This is a genomic window from Streptomyces albospinus, assembly GCF_014648695.1.
In the GTDB taxonomy this organism is placed as follows: domain Bacteria; phylum Actinomycetota; class Actinomycetes; order Streptomycetales; family Streptomycetaceae; genus Streptomyces; species Streptomyces albospinus.
Window position 1 is genome coordinate 61,605 of record NZ_BMRP01000008.1, and the last position, 19,114, is coordinate 80,718.

The window sequence follows — 19,114 nt, forward strand, 5'->3', positions numbered from 1 at the left end:
CGGCCGCGTTTGTGGCCGGGCGCCCCCGCACAGCCGGCCTAGCCGAGCCGCCGGGCGGCGAACAGCGACCGCAGCTGCTTCCCGTTGACGAGCACGGCAACACCGATCAGCGCGAGCCCGCAGACGCCCTGTTCGGCCTTCAGCCATATCGGGAAGGTGCCCGGCAGCGCGATGATGGCCGCAATGGCCACGATCATGACGGCGGAGACGATCCGCAGCCTGCGGTACGCCCCACGAGAGCCGCGGGCCACCCGGACGGCGAACGCATACGTCAATAAGGCGCTGGCGACGACGATGGTGCCGCGCACCCACACGGCGTCGTTCACCATCGCGGTGTCGTTGCGCAGCGCGACGATGGCGACGAGGGTGAGCACGCTGATGCCGAGGTAGCTGCCGGCGAGCCACTTCGTCCTGCGGAACGCGGCCTGGCTGCGCGGATGGCGGAGCTCTTCCTCGGACAGCGCGGTAGGGCGCGGGCTCCGGGCGTTCATGCTGGTCTTCTCCTTGGCGACACGGGCCGCCGCAACGGCGGTCGAGACGGTGGCACCGCCCTTCCCGGACGGCTGCTCCCAGGATCCGGTCCGTTCGCCGCTCCTGCGTCGCCCCCACGAACGAGACCCGGCCCGGGGCCGCCTCAGGGACCGGTAGGGGCTGCCCCGTACGCGCCGTAGGGGGTATCCCGTAGGGGCCCGAAAGGGCAGGCGCTGGTCCCAGTCCCAGCGGACCCCGTAGGTGCCGGGTCGGGGTCCGACAGGGCGAGGTGGGCGCTGTTGCTGACCGCCCTGGCGACGCACTTCGACCGCGGACGGCCCGTCGAGGCGATACTCGCCATCGCACGGTACGCGGAACAGCACCACGCCGCCGTGCTGTTCGCCTCGTACCGGCACCAGAGCGCCCATGGCGACACGGTGGCCGAGCTGAAGCAGGCCGGATATCCCGTCGACGGCCTCTGCCTCCGGCCGGACGGCAGTTCAGCGGGAAAGGCGGAGGTGAAGCGCAACTGCCGGAGCGGTTACGAGAAGAAGGGGTTCACGCTGACCGCCGACATCGGCAACCGTGATACGGATCTCCAGGGCGGCCATTTCGAGAAGGGCTTCAAACTGCCGGATCACGACGGCTGGTTGAGCTGACCCTGGGCTCTTTCCGACCCTGACCCGTCGGACGGGCCCCGGCCCCAGCCGCGTTCCAGCAGGTCGAAGATCTCGCGCAAGGCGCGCTCGGGGTCCTCGTGCATGCCGACCAGATTCCGGCTCTCCAGGGCGAAGCGGGCCAGCGCCGCGGACTTGAGGTCCCCCTCGGGCGCTCCCGTCGCCTCGACGATGGCGGCGGCCAGGGCGGTCTCGTGCCGGAGCCACATGCGGTGCATGTACTCCTGGAGGGCGGGGGTCGAGTCCACCATCTGCCGGAAGGCACGGAATTCCGGATCGTCGCCGCGGAAGTTCAGCCGCATGCGCACCAGATGGTCGCGCAGGGCGTGGAAGACGGACCGGCCCGGAGCCCGGTCGCGTACCGCCGCGACGAGGGCGGCCCCGAGGCCGTGGTCCGCATCGAAGACCAGGGCTTCCTTGCTGGGGAAGTGCTTGAACAGCGTGGTCACCGACAGATCCGCCGCTTCCGTGATCTCCCGGACGCCGACGTTGTCGTAGCCGCGCTCCAGGAAAAGCCGCAGCGCGGCATCCGCCAGCGCCTGGCGCGTCCGGGCCTTCTTGCGTTCGCGACGCCCCATCGTCTCGGTCATGCCGTCCACTCCACCCCGACGGTTGACCGGATACGAAAGTTTATACGTTGCACTTATTTATCCGCTGTGCTTTTCTGGGTGAGGCGCGACAGTCCACCGGCACCGCCGCACTGTCCTTTCCGCCCTCCCATCCGTGTTCCTCCGCAAAGGAGCGATCAGCCATGTCCGCACGCCCGTCGGCACAGCACTCCCCACACGCCCTCTCCGACCGCCCCACCCCCCGTATCGCGATCGCCGGCGGCGGCCTCGGCGGCCTCGTCTGCGCCCGCGTCCTGCAACGCCACGGCCGCGCCGTCACCGTCTACGAGCGCGAGACCTCACCAGAGGCCCGATCGCAGGGCGGCACGCTCGACATCCACGCCGACACCGGCCAGCAAGCGCTGCACGCCGCAGGCCTGTTCGGCCCGTTCAGCGCCCTGGCCCGGCCCGAGGGCCAGGAGATCCGCATGCTCGACCGCACCGCCACCGTGGTGCGCCGCTTCCTCCCCGAGGGTGCGGCCGACCGGCCCGAGATCGACCGCGGCCAGCTCCGCGGCCTCCTCCTGGACTCCCTCGCCCCGGACACCGTCCGGTGGGACACCGGCGTCGACGCCGTCACCCCGCTCGGCGACGGCACCTGCCGCGTCCACTTCACCGACGGCTCCACCGAGGACTTCGACCTGGTCATCGGCGCCGACGGCGCCTGGTCACGGGTCCGTGCGGCCCTCTCCGACGCCCGCCCCCAGTACACCGGCGTCACCTTCGTCGAGTCCTCCTTCGACGACTGCGACACCCGACACCCCGACATCGCCCGACTCGTCGGGCACGGCACCATGGCGGCGAAGGGCAGCCGCAAGACCCTGACGGCACAGCGCAACAGCAACGGCCACATCCGCGTCTACAGCGCCTTCCGCGCCCCGCAGGACTGGCACACCGGCCTCGACCTCACCGACGACGCGGCGGTACGCGCCCATCTGCTCGACCTCTACGACGGCTGGGACGAGAGCCTGCTCGCGCTCCTCGCCGACAACGACGGCGATTTCGTCCACCGCCCCCTGCACGCCCTGCCCGTACCGCATACCTGGGACCACGTCCCCGGCATCACGCTGCTCGGCGACGCCGCCCATCTGATGCCTCCGCTCGGCGTCGGCGCCAACCTCGCCATGCTCGACGGCGCCGAGCTCGCCCAGGCCCTCATCGCCGAACCGACCCTCGACGGCGCCGTCCGCACCTACGAGGACATCATGCTGCCCCGCTCCGCCGAACACGCCAAGGCCTGCCGCGAGGGCCTGACCCGCCTCATCACCGTGGACGACGCGCAAGAGGTGCACTTCCCCGACCTGGAGGGGATGCGCTCGGCCTGAGCGTCGGGTTCGCCGTACGGCGGGCGGCCACCGCTCCCCCGAACTCATCGGCGCAGCCGCCCCGTTGGCACACACCACACCTCACAGGGAGCTGCCGCTGCCCCTAGAATCCTGTGGTGACGCGAAAGGTGGCCCATGACGATCACGGGGGACGTCACCGTCGTTGTGCACGACGAGGACGCCGATGCTCAGGAGCTGGACGAACTGACGCAGCAGCTCCATGCGGAGTTGCTGCGGCTCGAACTGCCCGATGTCGCGCGGGGGTCGGCCCCCGGAGGGACGGGGGCGAAGAGCGGGCTGGTGCAGTCGCTGACGACGCTGGTGCTCAGCGGTGGCTTCTCGGCCGCCGTACTGCGATCGGTGACCGTCGTCGTACGCGACTGGATCAGGCGCAGCGGAGCCCGTAAAGCCGTCCTGGTCAGCGGGGAGCACCGGCTGGAGATCGAGGCGGCGTCGAAGAAGACCCAGGACGCGGCGGTGGAGGCCTGGGTCCGGGCGCTGGCCGGTGAGCCCGCTCCCGCGACGGGCATCGAGACCGGTACGGATCCCGCGGCGGACGGCGCTCCGCGGCAGGCGGCGCCGAGTCCGGAAGGGCCGGCGGGGCCCGCGGCCCATGGGTGACCGCCGCGCCCTGCTCATCGCCACCGAGCGCTATCTGGACGAGTCGCTGCCCAAGCTGCGCTCGCCCGTGCACGATGCCCGCAAGCTCGCGGCGCTCCTCGAAGACCCGGACATCGGCCAGTTCGACTCCGTGCAGGTCCTGATCGACGAGTCGAAGGCGGTCATCGAGGAGGCCGTCGAGCGGCTCTTCCTGGACCGCGGGGTCGATCTCGCCCTGGTCTACCTGTCGTGCCACGGGCTGAAGGACAACCGGGGCCGGCTGCACTTCGCGACCGTCAAGAGCAGTCGCGACATGATCCGGGCGAGTTCGGTCTCGGCGGAGTTCATCAAGGAGTCGATGGAGTACAGCCGGGCGCGGCAGAAGATCGCGCTGCTGGACTGCTGCTTCTCCGGCGCCTTCGGGCTGTCGAAGGGCGCTGCGGAGGCCGAGGACATTCCCCGGCAGTTCGTGGACCACCGCGGCAGTTACGTGATCACCGCCTCCAACTCCGTTCAGGAGGCGGTCGAGGACGAGACCCCTGGTGGCGGCGCGGCCGAATGGAGTTCGGTCTTCACCCGCGCGGTGGTCGAGGGCCTGACGACCGGTCGGGCCGACCTCGACGAGGACGGCTGGGTCACGGCGCAGGAGCTCTACCAGTACGTGGCCGATGCGGTGGCCCGTACGCACGAGCAGAAACCGACGTTCTTCGGCAGCGACATCCAGGGCGGCAGCCGGTTGCGGCTGTCGAAGGCGTCCCCGCACGCGCACCGGCCGTTCCCGGGCCTCACGGAAGCCGACGGCCCCGCCCCCGTGGCCACCATGGACCAGCTGCTGCCGCCGCTGGTGGTCACCGAGGAGCGCGGGCTGTCGGCCGCGGACTGGCGGGAGAGCGGGCGTCTGATCACACCGATAGGCCGGTCGCACCGGGCCGAGGGACGCCGCGTCCGGACGCACTGTGTGGACCTCGGCGGCGGTGCCGGCCATGTCGCCGTGGCCGGCGGGCCCCGCAGCGGCAAGACGCTGCTGCTCCAGACCCTGGTGACGTCGCTCGCGCTGACCCACACCCCGCGCGAGGTCGAGTTCCACTGCATCGACTTCGGCGGCGGCGGGCTGCGGCGCCTGACGCATCTGCCGCACGTACGCGGCGTCGCCCATCGCCAGCATCCCGACAGCGTGCACCGCATGGTGGCGCACGCCGTGGGGCTCAACACCCGGCGGGAGAACGACTTCGAGCGGCTGCCGGAGATCGACTCCATCGAGGCGTACCGCGGGGCGCGGGCGCGCGGGGAGCTCGCCGACCAGCCCGTGGGGGACGTCTTCCTCGTGGTCGACGGCTGGTCGGAGTTCGCCGGCAACTTCCAGGAACTGGCGGTGGCGCTCCGCGGCATCGGGGCGACGAGCCTGCGCCACGGGGTGCACCTCATGGTGACCACCTCGCACTGGTCCGCCCTGCCCAAGCCGCTGCTCGACGTGATGCTGACCCGTTTCGAGCTGGCGCTCAGCTCCCCCGACGAGTCGCTCGTCCATCCGGAGCTGGCGGCCCGGCTGACACCCGCCACCCCTGGGGTGGCGCTGTGCACCGACCGGGCCGAGAAGCGGTATGTGCATATCGCGCTGCCCCGTACGGACGGCGTGGCCGCGGTCGACGATCTGGCCTCGGCCGCGGCCGAGTTGGGCCGGCAGGCGCGCAGCGGCTGGTCGCACTCGGTGACCGACGACATCGCACCGGACGTGCCCCCGGCCCCGGAGAAGCTCCGGTTCACCGACCTGCTGCGGATCGCGGACGCCGGAGCGTTCGACACCGCCCGGCACTGGCGGCCCCGCTCGCCCCTGGAGCGGCTGCGGGTGCCGATCGGCGTCGACCAGGACGGGCAGCCGGTCATGCTCGACCTCAAGGAAGCCGCGCAGGAGGGCATGGGCCCGCACGGCCTGTGTGTCGGTGCGACCGGCTCCGGCAAGTCCGAGCTGCTGCGCACCCTCGTGCTGGCGCTCGCCGTGACGCACTCCTCGGAGAACCTCAACTTCATCCTCGCGGACTTCAAGGGCGGCGCGACGTTCGCCGGGATGTCGGAGCTGCCGCATGTGGCGGCGGTCATCACCAACCTCGCCGACGACACCGCCCTGATCGACCGCATGGGCGACGCGATCACCGGTGAACTCCAGCGCCGCCAGGAACTGTTGCGGGCCGCCGGCAACTTCGCGAACGTCACCGCCTACGAGAGGGCGCGGGCCGCCGGCGCGGCGCTGGACCCGCTGCCCTCCCTGGTCATCGTGGTCGACGAGTTCAGCGAACTGCTCGCCGCCAAGCCCGACTTCATCGACATGTTCAGCCGGATCGGCCGGATCGGCCGCTCGCTGGGCGTGCACATGCTGCTCGCCTCGCAGCGCCTGGACGAGGGCCGGCTCCGCGGGCTGGAGACCCATCTGTCGTACCGGATCGGCCTGCGGACCTTCTCCACGGCGGAATCCAGGACGGCGATCGGCGTGCCGGACGCGTACTACCTGCCGACCACCCCGGGCTCCGCCATCCTGCGCTACGACAGCGACACCATGGTCCAGTTCAAGGCCGCCTACGTCTCCGACGCCTACCGGCCTCCCAACGACGAGACCGAGGACGACGGCCTCGCGGACGCTCTCGCCGACTCCGTGCTGGACGTCCTCGTCCAGCGGCTGGTGGGCCGCGGCCCCGTGGCCCACCAGGTGTGGCTGCCGCCGCTGGACGTACCGGCGACGGTGGACCAGCTGCTGCCGCCGCTCACCGTCACCCCGGAGCGGGGCCTGCACGCGTCCCAGTTCCCCTCGCCCGGCCCGCTGGTGGTGCCCTTCGCGCTGGTGGACAAGCCGTACGAGCAGCGCCGCGACATCCTGTTCCTCGACTTCTCCGGCGCGGCCGGGCACGGGCTGTTCGTGGGCGGCCCCCGGTCGGGCAAGTCGACCGCCCTGCGCAGCGTGATCGCCGCGTTCGCACTCACCCACACCCCGCGCGAAGTGCAGTTCTACTGCCTGGACTTCGGCGGTGGCGGCATGCTCGACCTGGCGGGCCTGCCGCATGTCGGGGGTGTCGCGTCCCGGCTGGACACCGACAAGGTGCGCCGTACGGTCGCGGAGGTCGTCGGGGTCCTCGACCGCCGGGAGGAGTTCTTCCGCGCCCACTCCATCGACTCCATCGCCACCTACCGGCGGCGCCGGGCCGCCGGGCACTTCCCCGACGAGGCGTGGGGCGATGTCTTCCTCGTGGTCGACGGCTGGACCGCGTTCCAGCAGGAGCACGAGGAGCTGGCCGTCATCGTGGCGGACATCGCCATCCGCGGACTGGGCTTCGGCGTCCACCTCCTCCTCGGCGCCGCCCGGCACGTCGAGGTCCGGACCGCGCTGCGCGACCAGCTGCTCAACCGGATCGAACTGCGCCTGGGCGACCCGTACGACTCGGAGATCGACCGCAGGCTGGCCGCGAACGTGCCGCAGGGCCAGCCCGGTCGCGGGCTCTCGCCGGACAAGCACCACTTCCTCGCCCCGCTGCCCCGGATGGACGGCGTCCCCGATCCCGGCACGCTCGGCGACGCGCTGACCGAGCTGGTGTCCGCCGTGCGCGAGCACTGGTCCGGCCCCGAGGCGCCGCAGGTGCGGATGCTGCCGACACTGCTCCCGGCCGGTGAACTGCCGTCGCCGGTCCGCCAACCGCAGGGCAGCCGGTCCGGTATCCCGTTCGGTATCGACGAGGCGAACCTGTCGCCCGTGTACCTCGACCTCGAAACCGATCCGCTGCTTGTCGTCTACGGAGAGAGCGAGTCCGGCAAGTCGTCGCTGCTGCGTCTGCTGGCCCGTCAGATCGCCGACCGCTATCCGCCGGAGAAGGCACTCATGGTGGTCTCCGACTACCGCAGGTCGCTGCTCGGCGACATCCCCGACAGCCATGTCGCCCACTACTGCGGTACTCCCGCGCAGTTGAACGAGGCCATCGCCGGACTCGCCGGTTCACTGAGCGGGCGGATGCCCGGCCCGGACGTCACGCCCGAGCAGTTGCGCACCCGCAGCTGGTACGACGCGCCGGACGCGTTCGTCCTCGTCGATGACTACGACCTGGTGGCGACCGGCGGCGGCAACCCCATGCAGCCACTGCTGGAGTATCTGCCGTTCGCCCGCGATCTGGGCCTCCGCCTGATCATCGCCCGCAGCACCTCGGGGGCCGGCCGTGCGGTCTTCGAGCCGGTGATCCAGCGCGTCCACGAGCTGGGGGCGCAGGGCCTGCTCCTCTCCGGCGACGGTGCGGAGGGACCGCTGATCGGCACCCACCGGGCGCTGCGGCTCCCGCCGGGCCGGGCCCGGTTCATCAACCGGAAGCGGGGAAGCCAGTTGGTGCAGACGGCGTGGATCGCACCGGGGTGACCGAGGCGAGGCCGCGCCCGCGGTCCGGTCACGGATGGTGCGCCGCTTGTCACCATTCGCCCCCGAGGCGCCCCTGATCGCAGGGGCGCCCGCTCGGCCCGAGCCGCGGATTCGCCCCGGGCCGGGGGCGGTATGCCACAGGTGGGCCGCCCGGCCGGCCGGGCGCGCCCGCGCGCGCAGGACCCGTCGGGCTCCCTCTTACCTCATACCCCCGTACAACGGCCCCGGCCGCGCCCTGCGCACGCCCGGATTGTCCCCGTCCCCTCACGTCCTTCCCCAGAGAGCGATGCAGGCAACGACTCCTGTCCCCCGGACCGCGGACCTCTTCGACCAGGGCCTGGAACCCCAGGCCAGCTCCGCCCTGCTGCGCTTCGGCGCCGCGCGGCAGCGGCCGGCCCACCGGATCAGCTGGTCCGGCGACGGTGCCGCCGCCTGGCTCGACGCGCCGCGCGGCCATGTGTGGAGCGTCGGCGACGCAACCGCCGCCGCCGGACTCGTACTGCGCGCCGCGCACCAACTGCCCGGCCGCGTCACGGAGTTCACCGGTCCCCGGGGGACCGACACGCTGCTCGTCCGGCACCTTCCGGTGACCGACGCGGTGGCCTGGGTCTTCCGCTGGACGCTCCGCGAACCCCCCGTCCACCCGGCCGAGCAGCGGGTGGTGGTCCTCGACGAGGCGCACCACGACGAACTGCTCGCCTTCCTCACCGAACACAGCCCGGCCCACTCGACCGGTCCCGGCTCCTCGGCCGTCAGCCTCTGGGCCGGGATCCGCGACGCGGACGGGCGGCTGGCGGCCTGCGGCGCGCTGAGCAGCCTGCGCGGCAGCGGCGCCCCGCTGATGGCCTCGGTCGCGACGGACGCCGCGCAGCGCGGCCGGGGGCTGGGCGCGGCACCGACCTCCTGGCTGACCCGCTACGCGATCCGCCGCCACGGCTTCCGCACCCTGTGGCAGCTCGCCGACAACGCCCCCGCCGAGCGGCTCTACACCCGCCTCGGCTACCGCAACGAGGACCCCTGCGTGGCCGCGCGCATCGACACGCGCTGACGCGGGCGCGCTCACCCACCCGCCGGCCGCTCCGCCCGGCCCGCCGCCGTCACACGCCAGGACGCGTGCGTACGCCGGGACGCGAGGCGTCAAGTCACCGCGCGGCGGAGGATCCCAGCCCTCCGCGCGGGCCCGTGGAGGCGCGGTGGTGCCGGTGGAACGGCAACCGCCTGCCGGACTTCTCCGGCCGCAGCGGCGGCAGCGCGTCCGTGAGGAAGAAGAAGTGTGCGAGGACGTGCGCCAGCCAGCGATAGAGGGTCATCAACCCGCGGAACTGGCGCCGGGGATAGCGGCCGGTCCACACCAGCATGCCGGCGGGAGAGGTGAACACCAGGGTCACCACGGCGACCATCAACAGGAACGCCGACAGCCCGCCGAGCGACCACACCAGCCGGAAGACGAGGGCGACCAGCACGACCAGGAGGTACTCGGGGAGGGCGCGCAGCCACGACGCCACCAGCCGCCAGCCGCGCGGCATCCGGGGCGGACCGTCGATGTACAGACGGGTCGGGTAATCCGGAACCTCACCCAGGCTGAAGGGCGGATAGCGGTCCGTGGCCAGTGCCCCGTAGGAGTAGAAGGACACCCGCCAGACCCACCGCAGCACCCCCGTGGTGAAGCGGAACAGCGGGCGCGGATAGCGCCCGGTGAAGAGCATGGAGACGAACGCGAGCGCGCTCGCGGCCAGGAACGGGACCGCCAGCACGGTCAGCGCGATGTGGTGCGGCACGAGCAGCAGCCATTTCACCGCCCAGAGCCAGCGCGACAGCGGTTCGTCCAGCTCCGCCTCGATGCGCACCGGCCGGTACTCCGCAGCGAGCGTTGCCATGGCGGTCAGCTCCTTCCCGGCAGGGGGAACGGCACTTCCCAGCCTGACCAGGACGGCGCGGGCCGACCAGGGCTGTTCGGTCCATTCCTGCCGGGCTCTTCGGCTGCCGCCCGCTGCCACGGGAGGCGGCACCCGGGCAGACGCCGGCACGCACACGCGGTGCGCTCGCTGTGCATCTCCTGTGCACCCGCCGCGAGAACGATCACGCTCGCCGCGAGCGGTGCCCGCCTGCCGTCGGTGCGATCGACGGCGCGGGCGGTCATCGCGGGCGCGGTGGCCGTCCTCCTGGTGCGGCGGCGCACGGCGGCCACCGGCACTCAGGCAGCGGAGGCGGGTGACCGCCCACGAAGCGGGGCCCCGTCGCGCGTGGGCGGACGGGGCACCCGTGGTACGGATCGGCCGGCGCTATCCGTGTGCTCCGCGCGCCACCTGCTCCGGGATGGCCGGGCGGCCGGCCGTCTTGGTCTCGGCGCCGTGCGCGAAGGATCCGGCGTCGTCCGCGTCGCGGTGCGGCTGCTGCTGCGCCTGGAGGCGCGGCAGGATGCGGCGCAGGTCCTCCAGGAACAGGTCGCCGAGGTCGTGGCCGAAGCCGTTGCGGATCACGACGCGGAGCGCCGCCAGGTCGGTGCGGTTGGCGGGGAAGGTGTACGCCGGCACCAGCCAGCCCCGCTCGCGCAGTGCGGCGGAGACGTCGAAGACGGTGAAGTTGGTGATGTCGTCGCTGACCCGGAAGGCGAAGACGGGGAGTTCGCTGCCGTCGGTGATGAGGGTGAACGGCCCGATCTTGGCGATCTCGGCGGCCAGCCGGGTGGCGACGTCCCGGCAGGTCTGCTGGACGACCTGGTAGCCGTCGAAGCCCAGCCGCAGGAAGTTGTAGTACTGGGCGATCACCTGGGCGCCGGGGCGGGAGAAGTTCAGCGCGAAGGTCGGCATGTCGCCGCCCAGGTAGTTGACGTGGAAGACCAGGTCCTTGGGCAGCGCCGCCGCGTCCCGCCACAGGGCCCAGCCCACACCGGGCATGACCAGCCCGTACTTGTGGCCGGAGGTGTTGATGGAGGCGACGCGCGGCAGCCGGAAGTCCCAGGCCAGGTCGGGGTCGAGGAACGGGGCGATCATCGCGCCGGAGGCGCCGTCCACGTGGACGGGCACGTCGATGCCGGTGCGCTCCTGGAGGCCGTCGAGCGCCGCGGCGATCTCGGCGACCGGCTCGTAGGCACCGTCGAAGGTCGAGCCGAGCACCGCGACGACACCGATGGTGTTCTCGTCGCAGAGCTTGACGGCCTCTTCCGCGGAGAGGATGAAGCGGTTGCCCTCCATCGGGACGTACCGCGGCTCGACCTCGAAGTAGTCGGCGAACTTCTCCCAGCAGATCTGGACGTTGATGCCCATCACCATGTTGGGGCGCTCGGTGGACTTGCCCTCGGCGCGCCGCCGGTGCTGCCAGCGGCGCTTGAGCGCCAGCCCGGCGAGCATGGCCGCCTCACTCGATCCCGTGGTCGAACAGCCCACCGCCGCATGCGAGTCGGGGGCGTTCCAGAGGTCGGCGAGCATGTGCACACAGCGCGCCTCGATCTCGGCGGTCTGCGGGTACTCGTCCTTGTCGATCATGTTCTTCTCGGCGCACTCGGCCATCAGCTGCTGCGCCTGCGGCTCGGCCCAGGTGCTGACGAAGGTGGCCAGGTTCAGCCGGGCGTTCCCGTCCAGCATCAGCTCGTCATGGACGATCTGATACGCGGTGTCCGGATCCATCCCCTCTCCCGGCAGCTCGAACCGGGGAACCTTGATCGGCTCCCGGCTGAAGACCGGGTTCACGGTGAGATGGGGGCTGGCGTCGCGGTGCTGGTGGGGTCGCTTGAGTGGCATGGTGAGCGTGTCCTCTTCCGGGTACGTGCCGAACCTTGCAGCGGCAGCCGGCCAGGCCGGCCCTCCCGCCCGGCCTGGCCGGTCCACGCGCGGCGGCCAGGGTAGCGGCTTTCACTGTGCGGGCAACGGACACCGGCAGGCCGCGGGTGCACCCGCGACGACATCAGGCCATCCCTCCGGATTCCTCCGCCTTGCACCACGAGAGGCGTTCCGCCGGCCCCTCGGGCGGATCGGCCGGCACCTCGCGAGCCGATCACGGTACGGAATCACCGACTCACCGACTGTGCGCACCCGCCCCTCACGTCCTGCTGATCCGGTCACGCGGCGCACGGCGGTCACCGGGCGATCACGGCGCGCCCCTGCTCGACGCGCGGGATCCGGCCGGAGCTGCTGTTCTGGTGGAGGGAATCCGGAGCGGCGGAACCAGATCCGGGGAGAGATCCAGATGAGCAGTTACCGAGTGGCGCAGGTCGGCGCGGTGGGCGCTCCGTTCGAGATCGTCGAGCGTGAGGTACCGGAACCGGGCCCCGGTCACGTACGGATTGCCGTGGACGCCTGCGGCGTCTGCCACAGCGATGCCATGTTCGTGCAGGCCGCGGTGCCCGGTGTCCAGTTCCCACTGGTCCCCGGGCACGAGATCGCCGGGCGTATCGACGCGGTCGGCGAGGGTACGCACAGCAGCTGGCGGGTGGGCGACCGGGTCGCGGTCGGATGGTTCGGCGGCAGCTGCCGGCACTGCACGCCGTGCAGGCAGGGCGACTTCATCGTGTGCACGCAGTTGAAGGTGCCGGGCTGGGCGTACGACGGCGGTTTCGCGGAGATGGTGGTCGTGCCGACCGACGCCCTGGCCCGGATCCCCGACCGGCTGTCGGCGCCCGATGCCGGGCCGATGGCGTGCGCCGGGGTCACCACGTACAACGGGCTGCGGCGCAGTTCGGGGCGGCCGGGCGACCTGGTCGCCGTCCTCGGCATCGGCGGCCTGGGCCACCTGGGCGTGCGGTACGCGGTCGCGATGGGCTTCGAGGTCGTGGCCATCGCCCGCGGCGCCGACAAGGGCGACGTCGCCAAGCAACTGGGCGCGCACCACTACATCGACAGCGCCGCGAAGACCGGCGTCGCGGACGCGTTGCAGTCCCTCGGCGGCGCCAAGGTCGTGCTGGCGACGGCCGCCAACTCCAGCGCCATCTCGGCGACCGTGGAAGGGCTGGCCCACCGCGGCGAGTTGGTGGTCATCGGCGCGGCTGCCGAACCCATAGAGATCAACCCGGCCCAGCTCCTCATGCGCGCCCGGGTCGTCCGCGGCCACCCGTCGGGTACCGCACAAGACGTCCAGGACACCATGGAGTTCAGCGTTCTGCACGGCATCCGCCCGATGATCGAGACCATGCCGCTGGAACACGCCAACGAGGCGTACGGGAGGATGCTGGCGGGGGCGGCGAGGTTCCGGATGGTGCTGACCGGCGATTGAGGAATGGGCGCCGGTCCGGCGTAGGACGGGAGGGCACGCCCGACCGTCCTACGCCTCCTCATGTCCCGCCGACCGGAACCGCCCCGCCCGCAACGGAACTCAACTGCCCACCACCGCACGGTTGTCGCCGTCGGGGGCGCGGCCCGATCGCCGCTCACCCCGCCGTCGACGGGCACTCGACCCCAGCCAGGAGGATGCATGTCCCAGTCCGCCCCCCAGGCCGCCGGCCGCACCCATCGTCTGGTCCCCTCCCCCGCGGGCCGGACCCACCTCGTGGAGCAGGGCAGCGGGCCGCTGGTCCTGCTGGTGCACGGGTTCCCGGAGTCGTGGTACTCGTGGCGCCACCAGATGGCGGCGCTGCCCTCGGCTGGCTGGCCGACGCGATCACCGCCTTCCCCACCACCATGCCCGGCCTCGTCGCCTCGCACCTCCTCGAAGGCTGCGGCCACTGGATCCAGCAGGAGCGCCGCGACGAGGTCAGTCGGCTGCTGACCAAGTGGCTGGCGGATCTGCCCGCTTGAGGACCGGTCGCACCGACCGAGGACCGGCCTCCCCCTGCCCCTGCCCCCTCTGCCACCGTCACGGTTCGGCCCGGAATGCGCGCCGGTAGGCGCCCGGCGTCGTACCCAGGGCGCGCAGAAAGCGCCTGCGGAGATTGGTGGCAGAGGAGAGGCCGACGCGACGTGCGACGGCCTCCAGGGGGAGGTCGGTGGATTCCAGCAGCTCGCGGGAGGCGGCGATGCGCTGCGCGAGCAGCCACTGCCCCGGACTGGCGCCGAGCTGATCGGCGAACCGGCGGGCGAGGGTGCGGGCCGATATGCCCGCGTGCGCGGCCAGTTCCTCGACGGTGAGCGGTTCGCCGAGTCGTCCGGTCGTCCACTCCAGCAGGGGCGCGAGCGTACCGTCGATCTGGGCGGGGTGCGGCGGCGCCGAATACTGGAGCTGCCCGCCCTCCCGGTGCGGCGGCATCACCATGTTGCGGGCCACCTGCGCGGCGTACCCGGCGCCCTGGTCCGCGCGGACGAGATGCAGGCAGAGGTCGATGCCCGCGCCGGAGCCCGCGCTGGTGGCGACGTCACCGTGGTCCACGTAGAGCACGTCCGGGTCCACGCGAACAGCCGGGAACCGGCCGGCCAGTTGGCCCGCCCGCGCCCAGTGCGTGGTCGCCCGCCGCCCGTCCAGCAGCCCGGCGTGGGCCAGCGCGAAGGCGCCGGAGCAGATGCTGATCACCCGCGCTCCGCGGTCGTGTGCGCGGCGCAGCGCCTTGAGGACCGCGGGCGAGGGCGGCTGCTCCGTGGGCAGCCACCCGGGGACGACGACGGTGTCCGCCCGGTCGAGGGCGTCCAGTCCGTCGGTCACGAGCATGTCGTACCCGGCGAGCGTCCGTACCGGACCCGGGTGTTCCGTGCACACCCCGAAGCCGTACCGGGTCGGGATTCCCCGCCGTGCGATCCCGAACACCTCGGCCGCACAGCCGAGTTCGAAGGTCGATTGCGGTGGGTGGACGAGTGCGACCACATGATGCATGGCAGGAAAGTACCTCAGGATGTCTTTTCTGACACTCGGCGGGTCGACACCGGCCCGCCAGGCTGGCTCTCATGACGAACCAGCACACGAAGCAGCACACCCAGCGGCCGACAACGGAACGGAGCACGGGACGGACGGTGGAACGGACGGCGGAGCAGATGCCCGGCTATGCGTGGTCCGCCGTGCAGGACGCCCCGGTACGGGAGATCTTCCCCGGCATCCGCGTCCGCCCGCTGTGGAGCGGGAGCGACGGCGCAAAGGCCCAGGTACTGGAGATGGACCCGCACACCTGCTGGGAGGGCATCGACGTCCACGAACCGGGGCCCGAAGAGGTCTATGTCGCCTCGGGAGTCTTCAACGACGGCGACCGGGACTATCCGGCCGGGTCGTTCATCCACGCGCCCGCAGGTTCCTGGCACATCCCGCAGACGACCACGGGCTGCACCCTGTTCGTCTTCTATCCCGAAGGCTGAGCGAACCCCGCCGCACCGCCGGCCGCCCGGTGGCCGACCGGCCGAGGGCGGGCGGCGGTCGACCCCCCACGGCGCAGGGCCGGCACCCGCCCGGTGCGCTGCGCACTGCGCGCATGCGCCGTCCCCACATCCGGTGCACGAGCCGACGGCCCGCCCGCGGGGCGATCCCACCCGGCGGGCCACCGCGCACCCGAACGCGCCCTGCACCATCAGGCGCGGCGGACGCCCACGTGGCACCAGGACGTGACACACAAGGAAACCGCAGGTCACAAGGGTGCCGGGCAGGCGCGGCACGCCATCGATGCCACAACCGACACCACACCTGACACCACGCGGCGCCACATACCGCCATCGCGGCGTTGATAGTGGTGCCATTCATGTGCCATGCTGGCGCCATGGACGCAGACACCGCTGCGGCTTCCTCGGCCGCGCCTCCCTCCGCAACCACCCGCTCCCCGGCGATCCGAACCCTGGGATTGCACAAGTCCTACGGCGACAAGGTGGTGCTCGACGGGATCGACCTGAGCATCCCCGAAGGCACGATCTTCGCTTTGCTGGGGCCGAACGGCGCCGGCAAGACCACCACCGTGCAGATCCTCACCACCCTGATCCCGGCGACCGCCGGCCAGGCGCAGGTAGCGGGCCACGACCTGACCCGCTCGCCCGGCGCCGTACGCTCCGCGATCGGCGTCACCGGCCAGTTCGCCGCGCTGGACAACCTTCTGACCGCCAGGGAGAACCTGCTCCTCATGGCGGACCTGCACCATCTCCCCCGCCGCGAGGGCCGGCAGCGCGCCGCCGCACTCCTCGACCGCTTCGACCTGACCGAGGCGGCGGCCAAGCCCGTCGCCACCTTCTCGGGCGGTATGCGGCGCAAGCTCGACCTCGCGATGACCCTGGTCGGCAACCCGCGCATCATCTTCCTCGACGAACCGACCACCGGACTCGACCCGCGCAGCCGCCGCACCATGTGGGAGATCATCCGCGGCCTGGTCGCCGACGACGGCGTCACGATCTTCCTCACCACCCAGTATCTGGACGAGGCCGACCAACTCGCCGACCGTATCGCCGTCCTGGACCACGGGAAGCTGGTCGCCGAAGGCACCGCGGAAGAGCTGAAGCGCCGCATCCCCGGCGGCCATATCCGCCTCCGGTTCGCCGATCCCGACGGCCTGGAGTCGGCTGCCGCCCTCTTCGGCTCCGCCGCGCCCGACCGCGAGGCGCTCACCCTCCAGATCCCCGGCGACGGCAGCATTCCCACGCTGCGGGCCGTCCTCGACGTCCTGGATTCCGCGTCGATCGAGGCCGAGGCACTCACGGTGCACACCCCCGATCTCGACGATGTCTTCCTCACCCTCACCGACCGGTCCCGGCGATCCGACCGCACCGCGCAGCAGGCGCACCCGCGGACCGCACCGCACTCCCACGACTCACTCAACTCGCGGACGGAGAAGGCACGATGAGCACACCCTCGTACGCGCTGCGCGATTCCATGACGATGCTGCGGCGCAACCTCAAGCACGCGCAGCGCTATCCGTCCATGACGGTCTCCCTCGTCGCGATGCCGATCCTGATGCTGCTGCTGTTCGTCTACGTCTTCGGCGGGGCGCTCGGCCACGGCATCGGGATGCCGGGCGGGGCGAACGACCATGGCGCGTACGTCGATTACGTCGCCCCCGGCATCATCCTGATGACCGTGACCTCCGGCGCGATCTCGACCGCCGTGTCCGTGTCCATGGATATGACCGAGGGCATCGTCAACCGCTTCCGCACCATGGCGATCGCCCGAAGCTCCGTGCTGACGGGCCATGTGGTCGGCAGCGTCGTCCAGACCCTGATCAGCGTCGCCCTGGTCACCGGCGTAGCGCTGGCGGTGGGCTTCCGTCCGCACGGCACGCCCCTCCAGTGGGCCGCCGCCCTCGGTCTGCTCACCCTGCTCGCCTTCGCCCTCACCTGGCTGGCGGCTGCCATGGGACTGGCCGCGAAGACCGTCGAGTCGGCGAGCAACGCTCCGATGCCGCTGACCTTCCTGCCCTTCCTCGGCAGCGCCGTCGTCCCGCCGGAGTCCATGCCGACCGGGCTGCGCTGGTTCGCCGAGTACCAGCCGTTCACCCCGATCAACGAGACGCTGCGCGGACTGCTGATGGACACCCCGGTCGGCAGCAGCGCGACGGCAGCCGTCGCCTGGTGCGCCGGCCTCGCCCTGGTCGGCTACGTCTGGGCGCTGACGAACTTCCGCCGCACGGCCAAGCGCTGAACGGCGCCCGCACAAGGGCCACTCAGCTCCCGCCCCGGCACCGAACCCCCGGCACCACACCGTTCACGGCACGTCGCCGCCCTGCGCCCGGGCCCGCGCGCCTCCGCGCCCCGCGCCCCGCGCCCATGCGTTCCTTCCCACCCCGTGCACACCTGCATCACTGCACGCCGGCACCCGCACTCCTGCACTGCGCACTCCACGACCGGCACTCCGCACCAGAGGACACCATGAACCACGAACCGTCGGAACACTCGCCCGAGACAACCTCCCAGAACGCCGCACCGCACACCGAAGCAGCCCCGCTCGCCGAGTTGCCGATCACCCGCCCCACCGGATGCCCCTTCGATCCGCCCGGCGAACTGGCTCGGCTGCGCGAGGAGCAGCCGCTCCGCCGCATGCGCTACCCGGACGGGCACCTTGGCTGGCTGGCCACCGGCTACTCCGTCGCCCGCGCGATATCCGCCGACACCCGCTTCAGCTCGCGTTACGAGCTGATGCACATCCCCTTCCCGGGAGCGGAAGGCGTCACCCTGCCCCCGGCACCGGTCGGCGACCTCACCGGGATCGACCCGCCCGAGCACACCCGCTACCGGCGGCTGCTCATGGGCAAGTTCACGGTCCGGCGGATGCGTGAACTCACCACCCGCGTCGAGGAGATCTCCGCCGAGCATCTGGACGCCATGGAGCGCCTCCGCGCAACGGCGGACTCCGTGGACCTCGTCGAGGCGTATGCGCACCCCGTCCCGGCGCTGATGATCTGCGAACTGCTGGGCGTGCCCTACGCCGACCGCGATGCCTTCCAGCACCACGCCAGGGCGGCGACCACCACGGATCTGTCCGTGGACGACCAGTACGCCGCATTGGCCGCACTCCAGGAGTTCGTCCGCGAGTTGGTCGTGGCGAAGCGCGCCAAGCCCACCGATGACCTGCTCAGCGATCTGACCACCACCGATCTCACCGATGACGAGCTCGCCGGCATCGGCGGCTTCCTCCTGGGGGCCGGTCTCGACACCACCTCGAACATGATCGGGCTCGGCACCTTCGCGCTACTGACCAACCCGGAGCAGGCCGAAGCCCTGCGCGCCGACCCGGGCCTCGCCGACCAGGCGGTCGAGGAGCTGATGCGCTATCTCACCATCGCCCACACCGGCGTACGGGCAGCGCTGGAGGACGTCGAGGTGGACGGTCGGTTGATCAGGGCCGGCGAGTCGGTCACCCTCTCGGTCCAGGCCGCCAACCGCGACCCGCACCGCTTCCCCGACCCGGACACCCTCGACGTGCACCGCAAGGCCACCGGTCATCTGGCCTTCGGCCACGGCATCCACCAGTGCCTGGGGCAGCAACTCGCCCGCGTGGAGATGCGCGTCGCCTTCCCGGCTCTCTTCACCCGGTTCCCGACGCTGCGGCTCGCCGTCCCGCCCGAGGAGGTCCCGCTGCGCAGCGACTTGACCCTCCACGGCGTCCAGCGGCTCCCCGTCACCTGGGACGCGCGGTAGCGCCACCGCACCGTGAGCCCGTCCGCGGCCCCGCTCCGCGAGCGGACACGCACCACGAGGGAGCAGCCGCCCAGCGTACGGGCGG

16 protein-coding genes and 1 pseudogene are annotated in these 19,114 nt (G+C 71.9%); 12 read left to right on the top strand and 5 right to left on the bottom strand.

Translation table 11 applies throughout. The features are described from left to right. Positions 1 to 38: 38 nt before the first annotated feature. On the bottom strand, positions 39 to 491 hold the full coding sequence (locus IEZ17_RS13415; RefSeq protein WP_189299779.1) for a hypothetical protein: 453 nt from the start codon (positions 489 to 491) through the stop codon (positions 39 to 41). Positions 492 to 770: 279 nt separating this feature from the next. Here IEZ17_RS13415 and IEZ17_RS13420 point away from each other — a divergent pair, with 279 nt between their 5' ends. Further along, entirely contained in the window at positions 771 to 1,130 is a 360-nt protein-coding gene (locus IEZ17_RS13420; RefSeq protein WP_229852233.1) for an HAD family acid phosphatase, read from the top strand. Here IEZ17_RS13420 and IEZ17_RS13425 read toward each other — a convergent pair. Then, the gene (locus tag IEZ17_RS13425) at positions 1,109 to 1,738 is read right to left on the bottom strand and encodes a TetR/AcrR family transcriptional regulator (protein ID WP_229852234.1); all 630 of its coding nucleotides are present in this window, start codon (positions 1,736 to 1,738) and stop codon (positions 1,109 to 1,111) included. The genes IEZ17_RS13420 and IEZ17_RS13425 overlap by 22 nt on opposite strands. Before the next feature lie 161 nt (positions 1,739 to 1,899). Here IEZ17_RS13425 and IEZ17_RS13430 point away from each other — a divergent pair, with 161 nt between their 5' ends. The 4 genes from IEZ17_RS13430 (at position 1,900) to IEZ17_RS13445 (ending at position 9,116) form a co-directional block, all read left to right on the top strand. Next, positions 1,900 to 3,081, top strand: coding sequence for an FAD-dependent oxidoreductase (locus IEZ17_RS13430; RefSeq protein ID WP_189299780.1), 1,182 nt, complete (start codon positions 1,900 to 1,902; stop codon positions 3,079 to 3,081). Between the two features lie 135 nt (positions 3,082 to 3,216). Next, the gene (locus IEZ17_RS13435) at positions 3,217 to 3,702 is read left to right on the top strand and encodes a hypothetical protein (protein WP_189299781.1); all 486 of its coding nucleotides are present in this window, start codon (positions 3,217 to 3,219) and stop codon (positions 3,700 to 3,702) included. Beyond that, positions 3,695 to 8,068 carry a type VII secretion protein EccCb gene (gene eccCb / locus IEZ17_RS13440; RefSeq protein WP_189299782.1) on the top strand — a complete coding sequence of 1,458 codons (4,374 nt, stop codon included), beginning with the start codon at positions 3,695 to 3,697 and terminating at the stop codon, positions 8,066 to 8,068. The genes IEZ17_RS13435 and eccCb overlap by 8 nt, the downstream gene beginning before the upstream one ends. Positions 8,069 to 8,354: 286 nt before the next feature. Then, positions 8,355 to 9,116, top strand: coding sequence for a GNAT family N-acetyltransferase (locus IEZ17_RS13445; protein WP_189299783.1), 762 nt, complete (start codon positions 8,355 to 8,357; stop codon positions 9,114 to 9,116). A gap of 94 nt (positions 9,117 to 9,210) precedes the next feature. Here the strand turns inward: IEZ17_RS13445 and IEZ17_RS13450 are convergent, their stop codons facing one another. Together IEZ17_RS13450 and gad are read right to left on the bottom strand one after the other, a co-directional pair. Next, complete coding sequence (locus IEZ17_RS13450) at positions 9,211 to 9,945, bottom strand: DUF4389 domain-containing protein (protein WP_189299784.1); 735 nt, start codon at positions 9,943 to 9,945, stop codon at positions 9,211 to 9,213. 405 nt (positions 9,946 to 10,350) lie between these two features. Further along, positions 10,351 to 11,808 carry a glutamate decarboxylase gene (gene gad / locus IEZ17_RS13455; protein WP_189299785.1) on the bottom strand — a complete coding sequence of 486 codons (1,458 nt, stop codon included), beginning with the start codon at positions 11,806 to 11,808 and terminating at the stop codon, positions 10,351 to 10,353. A gap of 445 nt (positions 11,809 to 12,253) precedes the next feature. On the opposite strand from gad, the gene IEZ17_RS13460 reads away from it, so the two are divergent. The 3 genes and pseudogenes from IEZ17_RS13460 (at position 12,254) to IEZ17_RS13470 (ending at position 13,797) form a co-directional block, all read left to right on the top strand. Continuing rightward, positions 12,254 to 13,276 carry an alcohol dehydrogenase gene (locus IEZ17_RS13460; protein ID WP_189299786.1) on the top strand — a complete coding sequence of 341 codons (1,023 nt, stop codon included), beginning with the start codon at positions 12,254 to 12,256 and terminating at the stop codon, positions 13,274 to 13,276. Positions 13,277 to 13,474: 198 nt separating this feature from the next. Beyond that, a pseudogene (locus tag IEZ17_RS13465) lies at positions 13,475 to 13,651 on the top strand (alpha/beta fold hydrolase); the annotation flags it as partial. Further along, positions 13,612 to 13,797, top strand: coding sequence for a hypothetical protein (locus IEZ17_RS13470; RefSeq protein ID WP_229852265.1), 186 nt, complete (start codon positions 13,612 to 13,614; stop codon positions 13,795 to 13,797). The pseudogene IEZ17_RS13465 and the gene IEZ17_RS13470, both read left to right, overlap by 40 nt. Before the next feature lie 58 nt (positions 13,798 to 13,855). Here IEZ17_RS13470 and IEZ17_RS13475 read toward each other — a convergent pair whose 3' ends face one another. Beyond that, positions 13,856 to 14,803 (bottom strand): helix-turn-helix domain-containing protein, encoded by a 948-nt coding sequence (locus tag IEZ17_RS13475; RefSeq protein ID WP_189299787.1) that lies wholly within the window; start codon positions 14,801 to 14,803, stop codon positions 13,856 to 13,858. A gap of 158 nt (positions 14,804 to 14,961) precedes the next feature. Here IEZ17_RS13475 and IEZ17_RS13480 point away from each other — a divergent pair, with 158 nt between their 5' ends. The 4 genes from IEZ17_RS13480 to IEZ17_RS13495 all read left to right on the top strand — a co-directional run bounded on the left by IEZ17_RS13480 (position 14,962) and on the right by IEZ17_RS13495 (position 19,029). Further along, positions 14,962 to 15,276: a cupin domain-containing protein gene (locus IEZ17_RS13480; protein WP_189300077.1), complete on the top strand. Its 315-nt coding sequence runs from the start codon at positions 14,962 to 14,964 to the stop codon at positions 15,274 to 15,276. Between the two features lie 395 nt (positions 15,277 to 15,671). Further along, positions 15,672 to 16,739 carry an ATP-binding cassette domain-containing protein gene (locus IEZ17_RS13485; protein ID WP_189299788.1) on the top strand — a complete coding sequence of 356 codons (1,068 nt, stop codon included), beginning with the start codon at positions 15,672 to 15,674 and terminating at the stop codon, positions 16,737 to 16,739. After that, positions 16,736 to 17,533, top strand: a complete 798-nt coding sequence (locus tag IEZ17_RS13490) for an ABC transporter permease (RefSeq protein ID WP_189299789.1) — start codon at positions 16,736 to 16,738, stop codon at positions 17,531 to 17,533. Before IEZ17_RS13485 ends, IEZ17_RS13490 begins: the two co-directional genes overlap by 4 nt. 227 nt (positions 17,534 to 17,760) lie before the next feature. Then, on the top strand, positions 17,761 to 19,029 hold the full coding sequence (locus IEZ17_RS13495) for a cytochrome P450 (protein WP_189299790.1): 1,269 nt from the start codon (positions 17,761 to 17,763) through the stop codon (positions 19,027 to 19,029). Positions 19,030 to 19,114: the final 85 nt, after the last annotated feature.